Origin of the sequence: Pseudonocardia kujensis, from assembly GCF_021283305.1 — a bacterium.
GTDB lineage: Bacteria > Actinomycetota > Actinomycetes > Mycobacteriales > Pseudonocardiaceae > Pseudonocardia > Pseudonocardia kujensis.
Map to the genome: position 1 here is coordinate 12,021 of NZ_JAJSOK010000036.1, position 17,999 is coordinate 30,019.

Here is a 17,999-nt window from a genome sequence, read left to right on the forward strand (position 1 = left end):
CGAGTCCGGCGCGCTGAGCGTGGGGTCGAGGGTCGGCGGACCGCGCGGCGTCGACCGCCACCGGGACGCACTCCCCGCCCTCGGCGGCCTACCGGGCTCCGTCGGCCTCTGCGGCGTCCGGGTCGGGGTCGCGCAGCGGCAGGGACCGCACGGGGTTCTCGGTGGTCCAGCCCAGGCTCCACGCGGCCTCCGCGGGCTCGCCGGCCGCGTCGGCGAAGGCGCTGAGCGCGGCCACCAGCCCCCGGCGCCGGCTCACCGGCATCTTCTCGAGCGTGTCGTGGATGGCCTCCCGGCGCTGCGCGGTGACCTCGTCGACCAGCCGCGCGCCGGCCTCGGTCAGCTGCAGGAGCAGGTTGCGCCGGTCGGCGGGGTCGTCGCGGCGGTCGAGCAGGCCGGCGGCGGCCAGGCGGTCGCAGGCCCGGCTGGCGTTGGACGGGTGCACGTCCAGGCTCGCGGCGATGCTCCCCAGGTTCAGCGGCCCGCGGCTGGCGATCATGACCATGATCCGCAGCTGCGGCAGGGTGACGCGGTCCTCGATCGCCGCGAACGAGCGCGCCGTCACGCCCACCAGCACCCGGGCCGTCCGCATCACCGCGTCGACCTGGTCGCGCGTGGGCGGGTCGGGGACGGCGGCGGCGTCGGTCATGGCCGTAGTGTCGCGTACCCGTCCCGCCGGCGTCCGGGGCGCCAGGAGCGCAGGCCCAGCGGGCGCTCGCGGTCGTGCTCCTCCGCGAGGTCGCGCAGCCGGCCGTCGAGGAGGTGGTCGACGGTGACCAGCCCGACCAGTCGCGCCGGGTCCGCGCGGTCGACGACCGGTGCGGCGGTGATCCCGTGGCGTGCGAACCGGGACGCGATCTCGCGCAGGGTGTCGTCGGCGTGCACCACCACCGGGTCCTCGATCAGCACGTCGCCCACCGAGCAGGCCCCGCCGGGTGCCACAAGGGTCTGCCGGGTCACCGCACCGCGGAGCCGGCCGTCGTCGTCGACCACGGGGTAGAGCCGCTGCAGCGGCGGGCCGCCGCCCGCGGCCCGCGAGCCCCCGTCGACCTCCTGCCGGGCGAGCGTGGCGGCCAGGAGCTCGGGCGACGGCGGCAGCGGCGTGTCGGGCGCGACGACGGCGGGCGTGGCGGCCATGACCTCGTCGGCGAGCAGGACCTCGAGCGGGTCGACGTCGTACTCGCGGGAGAGGTGGTAGCCGCGCCGGGCGATCTTCTCGGTGAGCACCGAGCGGCGCAGCAGCAGCGCCGACACCCCGTAGGCCGAGGCCGAGGCGATCAGCAGCGGCAGCAGCGCGGACCACGCGTGGGTCAGCTCCAGGGAGAACACCACACCGGTGAGCGGGGACCGCATGACGCCCCCCACCACGGCCGCCAGCCCGACCATCGCCCAGAAGCCCGGGGCGACCTCGGGGAAGACCAGCCCCTCCACCGCGCCGAGCGCGGCGCCGATCATGAACACCGGGGCGAGGACGCCGCCGGAGGTGCCCGAGCCGAGCGACAGCCCCCACATCAGGCTCTTCACCAGCAGGATGCCGACGATCAGCGACACCGTGGCGCGGCCGGTGAGCAGCTCGCCGATGACGTCGTACCCGACCCCGAGCGCCCGCGGCTCGATCAGCCCGCCGATCCCGATGATCAGCCCGCCGATCGCGGGCCACCACATCCAGTGCACCGGCAGCCGGGCGAACTGGTCCTCCGAGAAGTAGACCAACGCCGTCACCGCGACGGCGAGCAGTCCGCCGACGACCCCCGCGCCCACGCAGAGCAGGTCGACGACCGGGACGGTGCGGACGGCACCGAGGTCCACGGGGAAGAGCGGGCCCGCACCCAGCAGCGGGGCCCGCAGGACCGTCGCGACGGCCACCGCGCAGGTGACCGGGAGGAAGCTGCGCGGTCGCCACTCGAACAGCAGCAGCTCGACCGCGAGCAGCACCGAGGCGAGCGGCGCGTCGAACGTCGCCGCCATACCGGCCGCCGCGCCGGACACCATGAGCGCCTTGCGTTCGTCGGCCGAGAGGTGCAGGTGCTGCGCCAGGATCGAGCCCACCGCGCCGCCGGTCATGATGATCGGGCCCTCGGCGCCGAACGGCCCGCCGGAGCCGATGCTGATCGCCGCCGAGGTCGGCTTGAGCACGGCGATGCGGGGCTCGACCCGACTGCGGCGCATGAGGATCGCCTCGATCGCCTCGGGCATCCCGTGGCCGCGGATCTTCTCCGAGCCGTAGCGCGCCATCAGCCCGATGACGAGGCCCCCGACCACGGGGGCGCACAGCACCAGCCACCACGGATGGGGCGCGGCCCCGGGCGACACCATCTCGGCGGACAGCCGCTGGACGAACACGGCGTTGGTGATCAGGGCGATCAACCGCAGCAACGCCCACGCCGCCACCGCCCCGAGGACCCCGATCGGCACCGACCAGGCGAGGGTCACCAGGACGCGGCGGTTCAGGGTGAAGTCACCGAGGTGACGGGGCGGGGACACGGCGGGACCGGAGGAACCGGGCGGGGAGTCGTCGGATCTCACCGCGTCATCGTGACCATGCTCGCTGCACGGCGCAATGATTGCGCCCACGCATACGGTAGACCGGTGCTTGTGTCGTCCGTCACGGCGCGGCTGCAGTTGTCGTGCGAATACGCAATCGTTGCGTGATGGCAGAACTGAGGCGGGGAACGGACTGGATCGAGCAGCTCGTCGAACTCCACGTGCTGGCCGAGAACGGCGACACGGAGGCCGCGCGCAAGGCGGCGGACTGGGTCGCGGACGACCCCACGGCCCGCGCGATGTGGGCCTCCGTGGAGCGGGACTGCGCGCGGCTCAGGCACCCGGAGACCCGAGGCTGACGCCCCACGACCCCTCCGCGCTCACCCCGGCGGGCCCGGCTTGATCTGCAGGCCGGGGCGGCGGCGGTGCACGGTGAGGTAGCCGAGCCCCTGCCCGCCGGCCCGCAGCCTGCGGGTGGACCCGCGCGGCAGCCACAGCATCGTCCCTGCGGCGAGCGCGACCGCGCCGTCGGCGCCCTCGAGGGTGCCGGTGCCGGACACGACCACCAGGAGCACGTCGAGGTCCGCCTCGGTGTGGGTCTCGACGACCTGGTCCGCACCCAGGCGGAGGACGTTGGCGTCGAGCTGGCGGCCCGGCTCCGCCAACCGCCACACCACCCCCGCCGGCACCGTGGCGCCGTCGGCGAGGAGGGGGTGCAGATCGTGCACGACCCGCGGGGTCGCTCGTTCGTCGGGCATGCTCCGACTCTGCCCCCCGAGGCCGTGTCTCTCAATCCGGCGCCGCCGGGCCCGGTGATCCACGTCGTTCCCGGCAAGGCAGCCGGGCCGCCCTCATACCGGGCGTATTCGGGTGGCCCGGCAACGCCGGCGGGGACGGCGTGGGCGCCGGGAGCGGTGGTGGCGGGTTGGGAGACACGGCCTAGCCCCGGGGCGGTCGCGGTGGTCCCGCCCGAGGAGCCCGCCCTTCTCCGCAGGCTGCCCACCGGTTAACGTTCGTTCGTTCAGACTGGGAAGGGGGCGTCCGTGGGCGAACTCGTGCTCCGCACCGACCACGACGGGTGGACGGTGCTGACGCTGAACCGTCCGGAGAAGCTCAACGCGCTCACGGTGGCGATGTTCACCGAGCTGCGCGCGCACGTCGAGGCACTCGCGGACGACGCGGCGGTCCGCTGCGTCGTCCTCCGCGGCGCCGGCCGGTGCTTCTCCGCGGGCCACGACCTGGCGGACATCGCCGCGGGTGAGGCGGTGCCGTCGCGCGGCTGGCACAGCGAGACGCTGCGGATGCTGGAGAAGCTGCCGAAGCCGGTCGTGGCCGCCGTGCACGGGCACTGCTACACGGGTGCGCTCGAGGTCGCCCTCGCCGCGGACTTCCTGGTCGCCGCCGACGACGCCCGCTTCGGCGACACCCACGCCAAGTGGGCCCTCACGCCGGTCTGGGGCATGAGCCAACGGCTCCCCCGGCGGGTCGGGGTGGCGACGGCGAAGCGGCTGATGTTCACCGCGGACATGATCGACGCCGTCGAGGCCGTCCGGATCGGGCTGGCCGAGTACGCCGTCCCGCTCGCGGAGTTCGACGCCGAGATCGAGTCGCTCGCCTCGCGCATCGCCGCCCGGTCCCCCTTCTCGCACGCGGCGAACAAGCGCCTGCTCGACGCCACCGACGGACGCCCGCTCGACGCCGGCCTGCAGTGGGAGGTCCTGGAGGGCGAGGGTCGCGGGCCGGACGCCCGGGAGCGCATCGCCGCCTTCACGAGCCGGAAGGGCTGACCCGCATGGACGTCGCGCCGGACGCCGACCTGGAGAAGTTCCGCGAGGAGGTCGCGGAGTTCCTGGACACCGCGCCCACCCCGGAGATCCGCGAGGCCGGCCGCAAGACCACCAGCGTCTTCGGCCCGTTCGACCAGGTCATGGCCTGGCACCGGATCCTGCACGCCCGCGGCTGGTCCGCCCCGGACTGGCCGGTCGAGCACGGCGGCACCGGCTGGTCGGTCGAGCAGCGGTACGTGTTCGCCGAGGAGTACCAGAAGCGCGGCCTGCCCCCGCTGCTGCCCAACGGCCTGCGCATGATCGGCCCGCTGCTGATGGAGCTGGGCACGCCCGAGCAGCAGGCCCGCTACCTGCCCGGGATCCTCTCCGGCGAGGACTACTGGACCCAGGGCTACTCCGAGCCCGGCGCCGGCTCCGACCTCGCCTCGCTGAGCACCATGGCGGTCCCCGACGGGGACGACTACGTCCTCGACGGCAGCAAGATCTGGACCACCTACGCCCACCACGCCAACCGGATGTTCATGCTCGTCCGGACCAGCCGGGAGGGGCGCAAGCAGCAGGGCATCACGTTCCTGTTGCTCGACCGCATGGACCTCCCGGGCCTGGAGGTGCGCCCGATCATCGGGCTCGACGGGGCGCCGGAGCAGTGCGAGGTGTTCTTCACCGACGTGCGGGTGCCGCAGGCCAACCGGGTCGGTGCGGAGAACGACGGCTGGACGGTGGCCAAGCAGCTGCTCACGCACGAGCGCGGCGGGTCGGCACACAGCCCGATGCTGCGCCGCAGGCTGGAGGTGGCCCGCGCGGCGGCGGCCGAGACGCCCTCGGGCTTCGGCGGCACGCTCGCCGACGATCCGCTCGTCCAGCGCGACCTCGGCGAGCTGGAGGCCGAGGTCGCCTCCTACGAGCACTTCGAGAAGCTCGCGATCAGCGGGCACCCGATCGCGCAGGACCCGGCCTACCCGTCGCTGAACAAGGTCATGAGCTCCGAGCTCACCCAGCGCATCTCCGTGCTGATGACCCGGGTCGTCGGCCTGGACGGGCTCCCGGACCAGCGCGAGGCGCTGCACGTCGGGTCCGCCGCCGAGCCGCTCGGCAGGGACCTCGCGCTGATCGCGATGCCGTACTACCTGAACAGCCGCGCGACCACGATCTACGCCGGCACGAACGAGGTGCAGCGCGACCTGATCGCCCGCACCCTGCGATCCTGACGGAGGCCTCCGTGGACTTCACCTTCACCGAGGAGCAGGCGCTGCTCCGCGACAGCGTGGCGCGCGCCCTGCAGCGCGACTACTCCTTCGAGGCCCGCCAGGCGATCGTCCGCTCGGAGACCGGCTGGTCACCGGAGGTCTGGGCGCGGCTGGTCGAGCTCGGCCTGACGGCCCTGCCCTTCCCCGAGGAGGCCGGCGGGCTCGGCGGGTCCGTCGTCGACGTCGTCGCGGTGGCGGAGGTGTTCGGCGAGCACCTGCTCGTCGAGCCCTACGACGCCTCGATCGTGCTCGCGGGCGGCGTTCTGGCCGCCGTCGGGCGGCCCGACGCGCTGGAGCGGATCGCGTCCGGCGAGGCGATCGGCGCCCTCGTCCACGAGGAGGGCCGCGGGACGCCCGATCCCGCGCTGGTCACGACGAAGGCCGAGCGCAGCGCGGACGGGTACGCGCTGACCGGCGAGAAGAAGCTCGTGCTGCACGGCGCCGACGCGGACGTCCTGGTCGTCTCGGCGCGCGTGGACGCGGGACTCGGCCTGTTCCTCGTCGACCCGTCGGCGCCCGCCGCGACGCCGTTCACCAGCGTCGACGGCCGCCGCGCCGCCCACCTGCGGTTCGACGGCACCCCGGGCACCCTCCTCGCCGCGGACGCCGAGCCCCTCCTGCGCGGCGTGCTCGACCGCGCCGTCGTGGTCCTGGCCGCCGAGGCCGTGGGCGCGATGGGCGCGTTGCTGCGCCGCACCGCCGAGTACGCGTCGACACGGGAGCAGTTCGGTGTCCCCATCGGCAGCTTCCAGACCGTCGCCCACCGCCTCGCCGACATGAAGATCGCCTTCGTCAAGGCGCGCTCCACGCTGCTCCACACCACGGCGCTGGCGGAGGCGGACCGCCTGGCGCCGCAGGACGTCGCCGTGCTGAAGGCGCAGGTCGGGCGGCTGGGCAGGCTCGTCGGCGAGTCCGCCGTCCAGACCCACGGCGGGGTGGGCATGACCGAGGAGCTGCCGATCGGCCACCTGCACAAGCGGATCCTGGCCTTCGACGCCCTCTTCGGCGCCACCGACCACCACCTCAGGCGCCTCGGCGCGGGGCTGCGGGAGGCACCGGTGGCGGCCGGTTGACTCTCGGCCCGGCCCGACCGACCGCCTCCGGCCTGGCGGGTCCACGATCGACCGCGTGCCTCGTTCTCCTGACAGGGACGACTCCCCCGCCCCGCCGAGGGGCCGCCGCGACACCCGGCGTCGGGTGCCCCGGCGCGCGGTCGCGGCCACCCTGCTCGCCGCCGCGGCGGGGGCGGTCGACCTGCTCGCCCTCGTCGCGCTCGGCGGGGCGTTCGCCGGGATCGTGACCGGCAACCTCGTCAACCTGGGCGACGGGCTGGTCGGGCTCGACGCCCGTCGGCTGGCGCCGCTCGGGATCGCGGTCGGCGCCTTCGCGTCGGGGGTCCTGGTCTGGGCACGGGCCTGGCGGGACCGGCCGGAGGCCCTCGCCGGTCCCCTGCTCGCCGAGCTGGCGGCCCTCGTCGTCGCCCTGCCGTTCTGGCTGACCGGGGTCACCTGGCCGGTCCTGCTGCTGGCCGGGGTCGCGCTCGGCGGGCAGAGCGTCGTCGGCCTGCGGCTGCGGAACTCGACGACCTACATGACCGGCGTGCTCACCACCGGGGCCCACGGCCTGGCGACCCGCGGGGACTGGCGCGGCGCTCTCGCCGCCGCACGGCAGCTGCTCGCCCTGGTCGCGGGCGCCCTGGTGGCCGCGGCCCTGCTGGCCACGGCCCGCTGGGCGGCCCTGGTGCTGCCGGTGGTGCTGGTCGCCGTCTCGACGCTGCTCGTGCGGAGGACGTCGCCGCGGTGAGGGTGCGGTGTGGCTCTGGAGCGGATGCCGCCCGTGGCCCGTCACCTCCGACGCCTACCGCCGCGACAACCGCGGGCTCGAGGAGCGCGAGGCCCTGCGGACCTGGAACGGCCCGCGGGCGGACGACTGCTACCGCAACACACGGCCGCTCCGCCTCGAACTGCCCGTTCGAGGGGACGGAGATCCGGGAGCGCCTGCGCCGGCCGACTTCGAGGTGCAGTGACGGCTACCGGGTGATCCCGGTGTGGCCGAGCGAGTAGCGCCCGGGCTGGGGCCACACGCACAGCCCGTGCGGGCCGTCACCGACGTCGATCTTCTTGATGAGGCTGCCGTCGGTCGTGGAGAGCACGTACACGGCGCGGTCGTAGCGACCGGACAACCACAGCTGCGAGCCGTCCGCGGACACGTTGCCCATGTCCGGGCTGCCCCCGCCCGGGATCGTCCACTTCGTGATCGGCGCGCCGGTGTAGGCGTCGAGCACGCTGACCGAGCCCTCGTGCCGGTTGGTCACGAACAACCGCGTCGCGTCCCGGGACAGGTACAACCCGTGCGCCCCGTGCCCGGTCGGGATCTCCCGGATCACGTGCGTCGCCGCCCCGTCGAGCACCCACACCCCGTTCTGGTCGGAGTCGGCGATGTAGAACACCGACCCGTCCGGGGCGAGCTTGATGTCCTGCGGGCCCATGTGCCGGTTCCGCTTCGGCATGTCGACCATCCGCACCAACGAGCGGTGCGCGATGTCGACCACCGCGACCCGCCCGGCGAACTCGCAGGTGAACACGGCGGTGCGGCCGTCCGGGGTGAAGTCGGCGTGGTCGATGCCCGCGCAGTCCGGGGTCGGCAGCTCGCCCTGCTGCTGCCAGGTGTGCGGGTCGTAGAACACGAGCCGCCGCTGTGCCTCGGCCACCGAGATCGCCGAGGCGCCGTCCGGGGTGAAGTACATGTTGTACGGGTCCTGCACCGGGATCGCGGCGCCGGGCTTGCCGGTCACGGGGTCGAAGGGCACGACCTTGTTCGTGGTGTCGTCGGTGGCGTAGAGCGTGCGCATGTCCCAGGAGGGCACCACGTGCTGCAGCTCCCCGCCGAGCGGATGGGTCCCGACCGTGGCGAAGGTCGTCGGGTCGATCACCCGGACCTCGCCGGACTTGGTGTGCGGCACGTAGACCAGGGGTTTCGCGGCCTTCGCCGCATCGGAGAGCATGTTCGCCCCCGCGTCGGCGTAGACGTTGTGCGCGTCCGTGACCGGCGGCATACCCGGCAGCCCGTCCACCCCCGCCGCGGGCGACGGGGTGGCCGCCGCCGGACCCGACGGGGACGCCGCCGACGGGGGTGCTGCTGTCGACCCTGCCGTCGACCCCCCGCCCGCACTGCATCCCCCGAGCACCACCATCGCCGCCAGCACCGCCGCCGTCGCGAGCCTTCGACGAGCCTTCACCCGAGTACCCCCACGTTCAGCCGAACAGTCTGGTCGCCGTGACGGGGGTGAGCCCCCGGGCGGCGAGGTCGTCGAGAAGTCCGGGCAGCGCGGCCAGGGTCCCGGGGTGGCCCAGGTGCATGCTGACGACGCTGCCGGCGGTCGCGGCCGCCACGTTGCGCCGGATCGCGGCGGCACCGGGGTCGGTGAAGTCCCGCGAGTCGACGTCGTAGGACAGCACGGTCGGGTAGCCCGCCGCCGCGGCCAGCGCCCGCACCGCGGGAGTCGCGTGCTGGGCCTGCGAGGGCCGGAAGAAGGCCCCCGGTCCACCGGTCGCCGCCGCGATCAGGTCGCGGCACCGCTCGATCTCGACCCGGGCCGCGGTCTCGTCCAGCCCGTCGATGTCGCGATGCGACCACGTGTGGTTGCCGAGCTCGTGCCCCAGGTCCGTGACGATCCGCGCGGCGTCCGGGGACTGCTGCAGCCAGGTGCCGACGGCCAGCACGGTCGCCCCCGCACCACGGTCGTGCAGCGTGCCCAGCACCCGCCGGGCGAGATCGAGGTCGCCCGCACCGTGAAAGGTCAGCGCGACCTCCGGGCGTCCGCTCGTGGCCCGCTCGACCTCACCGGACGGTGGGCGGCGGGCCGGGGGCGGGGCGCCCGCGGAGGTCACGGCCCCGGTGGACGTCGTGGGGCCGGCCGGCACCGACGGGCCGGCCGCACCGGGCGGCGCCGAGCACGCGGCGGCCAGCGGCAGCACCACGGCGGCCCGCAGGACGTTCCGCCTGCTCGTCCCGGGCGGGCTGTCTCGACGCACGACGCCGGACCCTAGACCGTCCGCGACGGCGGGGCGGTCCGGCACACCGTGGCGATCCCGTTGCACATGCGCGACCGTAGGCGCCGCGGTGCGTGCTGCCCGTCAGGTCCGGGCGGATCCGGGCGCCGACCTGGACGCCGCCGTGGGCGCCCTCGTCCGGCACCCGCGCGCTCACGGGCCGGGCGGATGGCCCCCGCGCCGTGACCGCCGGACCGGCCGGTCCGGCGGGACGACGGTCACCCCCCTGCGCGTGCGGTGAGCACGGCGGCCGCGCCCGGCGCCGCCTCCCGGGCGGGGTTGCCCTCCCAGCGGGCGCCCGGCGGGACCTCCTCGCCCTTCATGACGAACGTCCCGGCGTCGAGCTCCGCGCCCTCGCCGACGGTCACGCCGTAGTGCACGAAGGCCCCGACGCCGAGCGTCGCCCGCGCCCCGACCGTGCTGCGGTCGGACTTGAAGGCGCCATCCTCCTGCGAGTGGCACTGCACGACGGTGCCGAAGTTGAGGGTGGCCTCGTCGCCGATCGTCACGAGGGTGCGCTCCGGGAGGAAGCAGCCGTCGTCGAAGACCCGGCGGCCGAGCCGCACGCCGAGCGCCCGCGAGAGCAGGTTCTTGAACGGCGTGCCGGCGAAGGCCTGGTCGAAGTCGGGGATCACGAGCTTCCAGAAGCGCTCGTGCCACCAGAAGTACCGGTCGTAGATCGAGCAGGACCGCGGCGCCAGGGACCGGAACCGCAGCATGGCCCGCTCGACGAGGCAGAAGTACACCACGGTGAACAGCAGGGACCCGACCAGGTCGGCGGTGACCGCCTCCACGCCGAGGTGGCGGTAGAGGTCGGAGGCGCCCATGGCCAGCAGGACCATCCCCAGTGCATGCACCCAGCGGACGGCGAGGAACACCGCCATGCTGCGCAGGTTGTACCGGTTCTTGCGGGACAGCCGCCGGCGGAGCTCGGTCCGGGACGGCACGCCGGCGAGCCGGTGGTCGCGCTCCACGGTCCGCGGGATCGGGAAGCACGGGGCCCCGAGCAGCCCGGTGTCGTGGCGCACCTCGCCGTCCATCGGCACGAGGACCTTCGTGGCCAGCAGGACGTTCTCGCCGGTGCGCCCCTGGGACGGGTACAGGATCCGGTTGCCGAGGAAGCTGTGTGCCCCGATGGTCACGCGGGAGATCCGGAACGAGGTCGCCGAGAAGTCCGCGTTGATGATCGACAGCCCGTCGGCGACCATCGTGCCCCGCCCCACGGTCACGTGGAACGGCGTCTCCTGGCGCAGCTCGGTCCCGAAGTTCGACCCGGTCTGCTCGGTGGGGTCGACGTCGTAGCCGATCCAGCGCAGGTAGCCCACGATGTACGAACTGTCCCCGAACAGCCGGTTGAAGAACCGGACGTTGGTCAGCCTGCCGATGGTCCGGTGCAGTCCGTAGTGGAACCCGTAGAGCCGGTAGGTCCGGTCCGGGCGCAGCGGCAGGTTCAGCAGCCGCGGCACGACCGCCACGCCCACCAGCCCGAGCAGCAGGGCACCAAAGAAGAGCACGCTCGTCACCGCCACCGCGTCGCGGTAGAAGGTCCAGGTCGTGAAGGCCATCGGCGCGGAGTCCAGGACACCGCTTAGCGGGGACTCGTCGAGCAGGACGCCCGCGAACCCGACCCCGACCGGGAGGTAGACCGCCACCGCGAGGACCAGCTGGACCACCGCCTGCACCGTGCGGCGCACGCCGCCGCACCGCATCGTCCCGCCGGTGTGCAGGTCGGCGCCGCCGGGCACGGCGGGCACGCCGTGCCACGACTCCCCGGCCGGCACGGACTGCCCGGCGACCAGGGCGGACGCGTGCCCGATCTGGGACCCGTCGCCCATCGCGGTCCGGATGTCGAGCACGGCCCCCTCGCCGACGACGACGTCGCGCCCGACGGTCACCGGGCCGGTCTGGAGCACCCCGCCGTGGGCGCGATAGCCGTTCAGCTGCGCGTCCTTGCGCACGACCGTGCCGGCGCCGAGCGTGATCAGGTCGGTGCAGACCGGGAGCGTCCGGGAGTAGATCGTGACGCCCCTGCCGATGCGCGCGCCGAGGGCCCGCAGGTAGAGCACCATCAGCGGCGAGGCCGAGCTGGTGTGCGAGCGCCCGCCGGTCAGCAGGAGCAGCGGGCTTGCCCGGACCAGCGTCTTGACCAGCCAGAAGCGGAAGTAGGCGAGGCTCCAGAGGCGGATCTCCCGCGGCCGCCACCGCCCGACGAGCAGCCACTTGGCCAGGATCGGCAGCAGGCACATCGCCACGAAGATCGCCCCGCCCGCCTCGACCGCCCGCACGTAGAGGCTCGCGAGGCCGGGCCCGCCGGCGACGACGTACTCGTAGGAGAGCGTGGTGGCGATCGCGAAGCCGTAGGCGTAGGCCACGAACGCCAGGAACTGCAGGACGCCGCAGAGGACGTAGCCGGCGGTGCCGGTCCGGGCCCGCGCGGGTGGCGCCCCCGGCACGGGCGCCGGGACCACCTCCTCCCCGGGTCCGGGGTCCGCCGCGGGCGGCGCGCCCAGAGCGGCGGCGAGGCCCGCGACCGTCGGGTGGTCGTAGACGTCGCGCATCGACGGCGACGGCAGGTCGGGCCGTTTGCGCGCCTTCGCGCAGAAGCGGGCCAGCACCATCGAGTCGGCGCCGAGCCGGTCGAAGAAGTCGTCGGCGGGTCCTACCCGCTCCAGGTCCATGACCTCGGCCAACAGCGCGGCGAGCGCGGTCTCGGTGTCGGTGGCGCCGGGCCGTCCCGGCTCGAGGTCGACAGGTGTTCCTGCCACGAGGTCTCACTTCCGGACGTGCGGATCCGGTACCGGAGCCGTGCCGGACGCGCGCGTCCGGAGGGGTACCGGTGAGGCGGCCGGCCGCGGTGCCTGTCGGCGTGGGAGGCGGCCGGTGTGCCGGAGGGCCGGTCCGCACGGCGGACGCGGGCACTCCGGTGGGTGTCCCTGCGTGGCTCCGCCCGGTCAGCGAGGACCGGGGCCGGTGAGCCGGGTGCCGTCGGTGGGCCGGGGCGGCGCCTCGGGGCGCCCACCGCCGGTGTTCGATCTCGTGCAGCCGGGCGTCGGCCGTCATCGGTCCCCCTCCGAGATCGGCGGCGCACGCGGCGCCGCCGATCCACCCCCCATGGGCCGTGCCGTGCGGCACGGTGCGATGACAGATCCTCGGTCGGGGCACACCCGTTGCACCACAAGGAAACCTTCACTCGATCGTCGTAGGCATGCGGCCCCATTCGTGACCAATCACCACTCGCCGATGTGATCGACGGCCGCTCGGGTTCGGCGCCGGACCGTGCCCCACCGTTTGGCCGAACGTCGGCCGGGTAGGCGCAGGCTTCTGTTGCTGCCGACGGCGTTGCCACCCGGCCGCGGGACGGGGACCACACCACGGACATCTGCGACCAGCCACCGCGGCGTGACCTGGGGCTGGAGACCGAACGGGGACCCGGGTGCCGGGTGGTGCTGTCGGTGGCGGGCCGACGCTCCTCCGCCTCCGCGCCGGACGTCGGATCACCCGGGCGGGAGGAGGCGACACCGTCCGCGGACGACGACCCTTCCTGCGAGCGGACCGCTGCGGGCCACCCCCGGCATGCGGGCACCGACCGCAGAGGGGCGGGAATCGTGGAGGACGTCGTCGAGGGCCCCGCCCGTCGGCTCCCGGCCGACACCGATCCGGCCTAGGGGCGCCGCGGATGCCGTGGTTCCCGGACTTCGCCGGTGCGGTCGAGCTGGTCCGCAGGGAGACCCGCAGCGCGGGGAGGGCCGACCCGGTCGGGCAGTACCTCCGTGCGCTCGACGGGGCCGACACCCACGCCCTCGAGGACGTCTGGCCCGGGGAGGTGGTGATCCACGATCCCCGCCTCGGCGAGGTCCGTGGGCACCGGGAGCTGCGCCGGTTCGTCGCGCGCAGCCGGTCCCTCCTGGAGGAGCACCACGCGCGGGTGGAGACCGAGGGCTCCGTCGTCGTCGGGAACCGGGCCGTCGTCGAGCTGCTCGCGCACATCCGCCGGGACGGGCAGGACCTGGACTGGCCCGTGGCCGTCGTCGCCGAGTCCGCGGAGCGCTCGGTCGTGTTCCGCTCCTACTTCAGCCAGCGCCCCCTCGACGGGCGTCACCACCTCCGCTCCCCCGTCCTCGGGCCGGGGGCCGTCCGGGTCGCCGATGTCGTCGAGCGCTTCCGGCGCGCCCTGGCCGCCGGCGACACCGACGGGGTGGTGGGCACCTTCGCCCCCGACGGGTACTTCCGCGAGCCCGCCGGGCAACGGCCCACCCATCGCGGCGGCGACGAGCTCCGCAGCCACTTCCGGAGGTGCTTCGGCGCCGGTGGCGGCATCGAGCTGCAGGCCTGCGCCGTCACCGACGACGGTGCGCGCTGCGCCCTGGAGTACAACCTCGTGCGCTGGGGCACCCGCGACCTCCCTCCGCAGGCCGGGCTGGGCGTGTTCGACCGCGGCCCGGACGGGCTCCTCGCCGCGGCGCGCCTCTACGACGACGCCGAGCCGCCGGACGACCCGCCCGGGGCGCCGGCCTGAGCGCGGCCTGAGCGCGGCCGTCGTCACGGTCTTGCCACTCCGGGCTCCGTTCGGAACTCTCTCGACCGTCGAGGTTCCGCCGGGATGAGGAGGCGCTGTGGAGCATTCCGACCGGGGGGAGCCGACCGAGCCTGCCGCGGCGCACCGGCCACGCCGACGACGGTGGCCGGCCGAGCTCCGCGGATCGCTCCGGGGGCGCATGCAGGCGCTGGTGGTCGTCGTGCTGGTCGCCCTGTTCGCCCTGCTCGCGGTGGCGGTGGGCAGCATGGCGCAGGCCTCCGGGGCCGACCGGGTGATGATGGACCGTCTCGCTCCCGCGCTCACCTCGGTCGAGCGGTTGCAGACCGCCTTCGTCGACCAGGAGACCGGCCTGCGTGGGTACGTCCTCACGGGCGAGGACGGCTTCCTGGACCCTTACACCGCCGCGATGCCGCGGATCGCCGCCGAACAGCGGCTGCTCGGCACGGTCGTCCCGGAGCTGTCCGGTGCCCTGACCGCGGTCACCGCCGCCCACGACGACTGGACGACCAACGCCGCCCGACCCTTCATCGACCTCCGGCGCGCGGGCGACGCCGTCCAGGCCTCGGCACTCGCCGCCCAGGGCCTGGGGAAGATGCGTTTCGACGTGCTCCGCGAGCGTGTCGACACCCTCCGCACGCAGATCCACGCCGAGGCGGACGCGGCCGCGGCCGACGCCGCGGCGGCCCGCCGGCGCCTCGTCGGCGTCCTCGTCGGCGTGGCCGTCCTCGGGGTGGCGCTGGGGGTCGCCGCGGTGCGGTTCCAGCGGCGCTGGGTGCTCGCTCCCCTCACCCGGCTCGGCGACGACGTCGCCGCCGTGGCCGCCGGGGACCTCGCCCACCCGATCCACGACGACGGCCTGCGCGAGCTCGCCACGGTCGGCCGCGGCGTCGCGACGATGCGCGACCGCCTCACCGACCACGCCGCGGAGACCGCGCGGACCGAACGCCTGCGCGCCCGTGCCGACCAGGCCGAACGGATGGCGGACACCCTGCGCCACGACGTCATCGTCGAGCTGTCCTCGCTCACCCTGACCGTCACCGCGCTCGCAGGTCGCCATCCCCGGGCCGAGGCCGAGCTGCACCGCGTGGTCCACCGACTCGACCTCGCCATCACCGCCATCCGCAAGGCGATCTTCGAGAGCCCGGATCCCGCCGCGCCCCCGCGCTGAGCCCGGGCCCGGCCCACCGACCGGGCGTCCCGCCACCCACCGGAGCGCCCGCGGGGTCACTCGGCGGTATCCGGCCCGGTGACCCGCCACCAGAGTGGGAGGACGCGGCCCGCGCGTCCGCGGCCGCCAGGTCGGACCAACCGGAGGCATCGTATGGCCACGATCACCACGCCCGACGGCACGGAGATCTTCTACAAGGACTGGGGCTCGGGACAGCCCATCGTCTTCAGCCACGGCTGGCCGCTCTCCAGCGACGACTGGGACACCCAGATGCTGTTCTTCCTCCAGCAGGGCTACCGCGTCATCGCCCACGACCGTCGCGGGCACGGCCGCTCCACCCAGACCCCCGACGGTCACGACATGGACCACTACGCCGACGACCTGGCCGCGCTGACCGCCCATCTCGATCTCCGCGACGCGGTGCACGTCGGGCACTCCACCGGCGGCGGCGAGGTGGTGCGCTACCTCGCCCGGCACGGCGAGGACCGGGTGGCGAAGGCGGTGCTGATGAGCGCCGTGCCGCCGCTGATGGTGCGGACCGACGCGAACCCCGGCGGGCTGCCGAAGAAGGTGTTCGACGACCTCCAGGCCCAGCTGGCCGCCAACCGGTCCGAGTTCTACCGCGCCCTGCCCTCCGGACCCTTCTACGGCTTCAACCGTCCCGGGGTGGAGCCCTCCGAGGCGATCATCGCCAACTGGTGGCGGCAGGGGATGATGGGCAGCGCGAAGGCGCACTACGACGGCATCGTCGCCTTCTCCCAGACCGACTTCACCGAGGACCTGAGGACGATCACGGTGCCGGTGCTGGTGATGCACGGCGACGACGACCAGATCGTCCCCTACGCCGACTCCGGCCCCTTGTCGGCGGAGCTCGTCCGGAACGGCACCCTGAAGACCTACGCCGGCTTCCCGCACGGCATGCCGACCACCCAGGCCGAGACGATCAACACCGACCTCCTGGACTTCATCCGCTCCTGAGCGGGCTCCGCGCGCGGATCACGTCTCCGTCCCGTGCGCTCGGCGCTCCTCGAGCGTGACGTCGCCGGCTGCGAAATGGGTGGGCGGCGTCTCGCGCAGGATCACCCGGATCGAGGGGATCGGGGCATCGAGCGCCCGGCGGGCGCCCTCGGTGAGCTCGTGGATCAGCGCGCGCAGCTGGGCCGGGGTGCGGCCCTCCGCGAGGGTGACCTCAATGATCGGCACGGTCGCCTCCGTCGAGGGTGATGCTTCCGAGGTGGGTGAAGTGCGCGGCGATCCGCGCGCCGGGCCGGATCGGGACGGCGTCCGTCATCCCGCCGGTGAGGACGACCCAGCCCGGTTCCAGGGTACGGCCGCGCTCGGCGAGGGTGTTGGCGGCGAAGGCCAGGGCCTCGGCGGGGTGGCCGTGGACCGCGGCGCCGGTCGCGGAGTCGACCACCTCGCCGTCGACCTCCAGCAGGCAGGCCTCGAGGGCCAGGTCGAGGTCCTCGGGGCGCCGGACCACCGGGCCCGTGACGAAGAACCCCGACGAGTTGTTGTCGGCGACGGCGTCCGCCACCGAGAACCGGTAGCCCGAGAACCGGCTGTCGATGATCTCGATGGCGCCCACGACGTGCGCCACCGCGCCCAGCGCCCTCGCCGCGGTCACCCCGGGCCCGGCGAGCCGCTCGCCCAGCACGAACGCGATCTCGGGCTCCGCGCGGGGCTGGACCAGCCGAGAGCGCGGCACGGAGGCGCCGGCCGGCAACGCCATCGCGTCCGTCAGCCACGCGGTCGAGGGCCGGTCGACGCCGACCTGCCGCTGCTTGGCCCGCGAGGTCACCCCGAGCTTCACCCCGGTCAGCCGCTCGCCGCGGGCGAGCCGGCGGGCGAGCGCGGCGTCCTGCGCGGCGTAGCCGGTGGTGACGTCCAGGCCGGGCCACTCGGCGCTGATCGCGCTGCGGGCACGGGGTGCATCCGCCGCCGCCAGCAGCTCGGTGGCGACGGAGTCGACCGTCCAGTTCGGTGCCGACGGCTCGCTCATGCCTGCTCCTCCCGGGCCAGGACCGCCGTGACGTCCCCGACGCCGGCGATGCGGGTGGTGACGGTGTCGCCCGGGGCGATGGGGAAGGCCCGGGTCATCGAGCCGGGCAACACGACGTGCCCGGGTTCGAGGGTCACGCCCAGGGGCCCGACCGTGTTGGCCAGCCACACCAGCGCGGACAACGGAGACCCGAGCACCGCTCCCCCGGCCCCCGTGGCGACCAGGTCGCCGTTGACGTGCAGGGTGCAGCCCGCCAGCCGCAGGTCCACGTCCGGGAGCCGGACCGGGCGGCTGCCCAGCACGACCCCGCCCGACGACGCGTTGTCGGCGACCGTGTCGAAGATGCCGATGCGCCACTCCTCGATCCGCGAGTCGACGATCTCCAGCGCGGGCAGCACGTACTCGACGGCCCGGGCGGCCTCGGCGACGGTCACGCCCGGCCCGGTCAGCGGGGCGCCGAGCACGAACGCGACCTCCGGCTCGATCCGCGGCTGCAGGTAGCGCCCCGCCGGGATCGGCTGGTGCTCGAGATGGAACATGCTCGCGGTGAGATGCCCGAAGTCCGGCTGCGAGACGCCCATCTGCTGCTGCATCGCCCGCGAGGAGAGCCCGACCTTGTGCCCCTTCACCACGTCGCCCGCGGCCTGCCAGGCGGCGACCTGCCGCTGCTGGATCCGGTAGGCGAGGTCGAGCGGGGCGTCGGCGAGCTCGTCGCTCAGCGGCGC

Annotated in this window: 17 protein-coding genes; 8 read left to right on the forward strand and 9 right to left on the reverse strand. The window is 74.5% G+C overall.

What is annotated here, in order from left to right; all coding sequences use genetic code 11:
* Nucleotides 1-88 precede the first annotated feature (88 nt).
* Nucleotides 89-646, reverse strand: coding sequence for a MarR family transcriptional regulator (locus LWC35_RS23015; protein ID WP_232872324.1), 558 nt, complete (start codon nt 644-646; stop codon nt 89-91).
* A complete protein-coding gene (locus LWC35_RS23020; protein WP_232872325.1) occupies nt 643-2,481 on the reverse strand; it encodes a chloride channel protein in 1,839 nt (612 codons plus the stop codon). Before LWC35_RS23020 ends, LWC35_RS23015 begins: the two co-directional genes overlap by 4 nt.
* 167 nt (nt 2,482-2,648) lie before the next feature.
* Between LWC35_RS23020 and LWC35_RS23025 the strand changes: the two genes are divergently transcribed.
* Nucleotides 2,649-2,840 carry a hypothetical protein gene (locus LWC35_RS23025; RefSeq protein WP_232872326.1) on the forward strand — a complete coding sequence of 64 codons (192 nt, stop codon included), beginning with the start codon at nt 2,649-2,651 and terminating at the stop codon, nt 2,838-2,840.
* A gap of 21 nt (nt 2,841-2,861) precedes the next feature.
* Here LWC35_RS23025 and LWC35_RS23030 read toward each other — a convergent pair whose 3' ends face one another.
* A complete protein-coding gene (locus LWC35_RS23030; RefSeq protein ID WP_232872327.1) occupies nt 2,862-3,239 on the reverse strand; it encodes a cupin domain-containing protein in 378 nt (125 codons plus the stop codon).
* 285 nt (nt 3,240-3,524) lie between these two features.
* On the opposite strand from LWC35_RS23030, the gene LWC35_RS23035 reads away from it, so the two are divergent.
* The 4 genes from LWC35_RS23035 to LWC35_RS23050 all read left to right on the forward strand — a co-directional run bounded on the left by LWC35_RS23035 (nt 3,525) and on the right by LWC35_RS23050 (nt 7,318).
* On the forward strand, nt 3,525-4,268 hold the full coding sequence (locus LWC35_RS23035) for an enoyl-CoA hydratase/isomerase family protein (RefSeq protein ID WP_232872328.1): 744 nt from the start codon (nt 3,525-3,527) through the stop codon (nt 4,266-4,268).
* A gap of 5 nt (nt 4,269-4,273) precedes the next feature.
* Complete coding sequence (locus tag LWC35_RS23040) at nt 4,274-5,476, forward strand: acyl-CoA dehydrogenase family protein (protein ID WP_232872329.1); 1,203 nt, start codon at nt 4,274-4,276, stop codon at nt 5,474-5,476.
* A gap of 11 nt (nt 5,477-5,487) precedes the next feature.
* Complete coding sequence (locus LWC35_RS23045; protein ID WP_232872330.1) at nt 5,488-6,588, forward strand: acyl-CoA dehydrogenase family protein; 1,101 nt, start codon at nt 5,488-5,490, stop codon at nt 6,586-6,588.
* Between the two features lie 124 nt (nt 6,589-6,712).
* Nucleotides 6,713-7,318 carry a YoaK family protein gene (locus tag LWC35_RS23050; protein ID WP_232872331.1) on the forward strand — a complete coding sequence of 202 codons (606 nt, stop codon included), beginning with the start codon at nt 6,713-6,715 and terminating at the stop codon, nt 7,316-7,318.
* A 226-nt stretch (nt 7,319-7,544) separates the two neighbouring features.
* Here the strand turns inward: LWC35_RS23050 and LWC35_RS23055 are convergent, their stop codons facing one another.
* From LWC35_RS23055 to LWC35_RS23065, 3 genes are all read right to left on the reverse strand, one after another.
* Nucleotides 7,545-8,570 carry a YncE family protein gene (locus LWC35_RS23055; RefSeq protein ID WP_232872332.1) on the reverse strand — a complete coding sequence of 342 codons (1,026 nt, stop codon included), beginning with the start codon at nt 8,568-8,570 and terminating at the stop codon, nt 7,545-7,547.
* A gap of 199 nt (nt 8,571-8,769) precedes the next feature.
* Complete coding sequence (locus tag LWC35_RS23060; protein WP_232872333.1) at nt 8,770-9,549, reverse strand: polysaccharide deacetylase family protein; 780 nt, start codon at nt 9,547-9,549, stop codon at nt 8,770-8,772.
* 236 nt (nt 9,550-9,785) lie between these two features.
* Nucleotides 9,786-12,332, reverse strand: a complete 2,547-nt coding sequence (locus tag LWC35_RS23065) for a Pls/PosA family non-ribosomal peptide synthetase (RefSeq protein ID WP_232872334.1) — start codon at nt 12,330-12,332, stop codon at nt 9,786-9,788.
* Nucleotides 12,333-13,243: 911 nt separating this feature from the next.
* On the opposite strand from LWC35_RS23065, the gene LWC35_RS23070 reads away from it, so the two are divergent.
* The 3 genes from LWC35_RS23070 (at nt 13,244) to LWC35_RS23080 (ending at nt 16,250) form a co-directional block, all read left to right on the forward strand.
* Entirely contained in the window at nt 13,244-14,083 is an 840-nt protein-coding gene (locus LWC35_RS23070; RefSeq protein ID WP_232872335.1) for a nuclear transport factor 2 family protein, read from the forward strand.
* Between the two features lie 199 nt (nt 14,084-14,282).
* The gene (locus LWC35_RS23075; protein WP_232872336.1) at nt 14,283-15,272 is read left to right on the forward strand and encodes a CHASE3 domain-containing protein; all 990 of its coding nucleotides are present in this window, start codon (nt 14,283-14,285) and stop codon (nt 15,270-15,272) included.
* Nucleotides 15,273-15,425: 153 nt separating this feature from the next.
* Nucleotides 15,426-16,250, forward strand: a complete 825-nt coding sequence (locus LWC35_RS23080; protein WP_232872337.1) for an alpha/beta fold hydrolase — start codon at nt 15,426-15,428, stop codon at nt 16,248-16,250.
* Nucleotides 16,251-16,268: 18 nt separating this feature from the next.
* On the opposite strand, the gene LWC35_RS23085 is transcribed toward LWC35_RS23080, so the two are convergent.
* From LWC35_RS23085 to LWC35_RS23095, 3 genes are read right to left on the reverse strand one after another with little or no spacing between them, the layout of a single operon-like run.
* Nucleotides 16,269-16,475, reverse strand: coding sequence for a tautomerase family protein (locus tag LWC35_RS23085; protein WP_232872338.1), 207 nt, complete (start codon nt 16,473-16,475; stop codon nt 16,269-16,271).
* Nucleotides 16,462-17,274, reverse strand: a complete 813-nt coding sequence (locus LWC35_RS23090; RefSeq protein WP_232872339.1) for a 2-keto-4-pentenoate hydratase — start codon at nt 17,272-17,274, stop codon at nt 16,462-16,464. Before LWC35_RS23090 ends, LWC35_RS23085 begins: the two co-directional genes overlap by 14 nt.
* Complete coding sequence (locus tag LWC35_RS23095) at nt 17,271-17,993, reverse strand: 2-keto-4-pentenoate hydratase (protein WP_232872382.1); 723 nt, start codon at nt 17,991-17,993, stop codon at nt 17,271-17,273. Before LWC35_RS23095 ends, LWC35_RS23090 begins: the two co-directional genes overlap by 4 nt.
* Nucleotides 17,994-17,999: the final 6 nt, after the last annotated feature.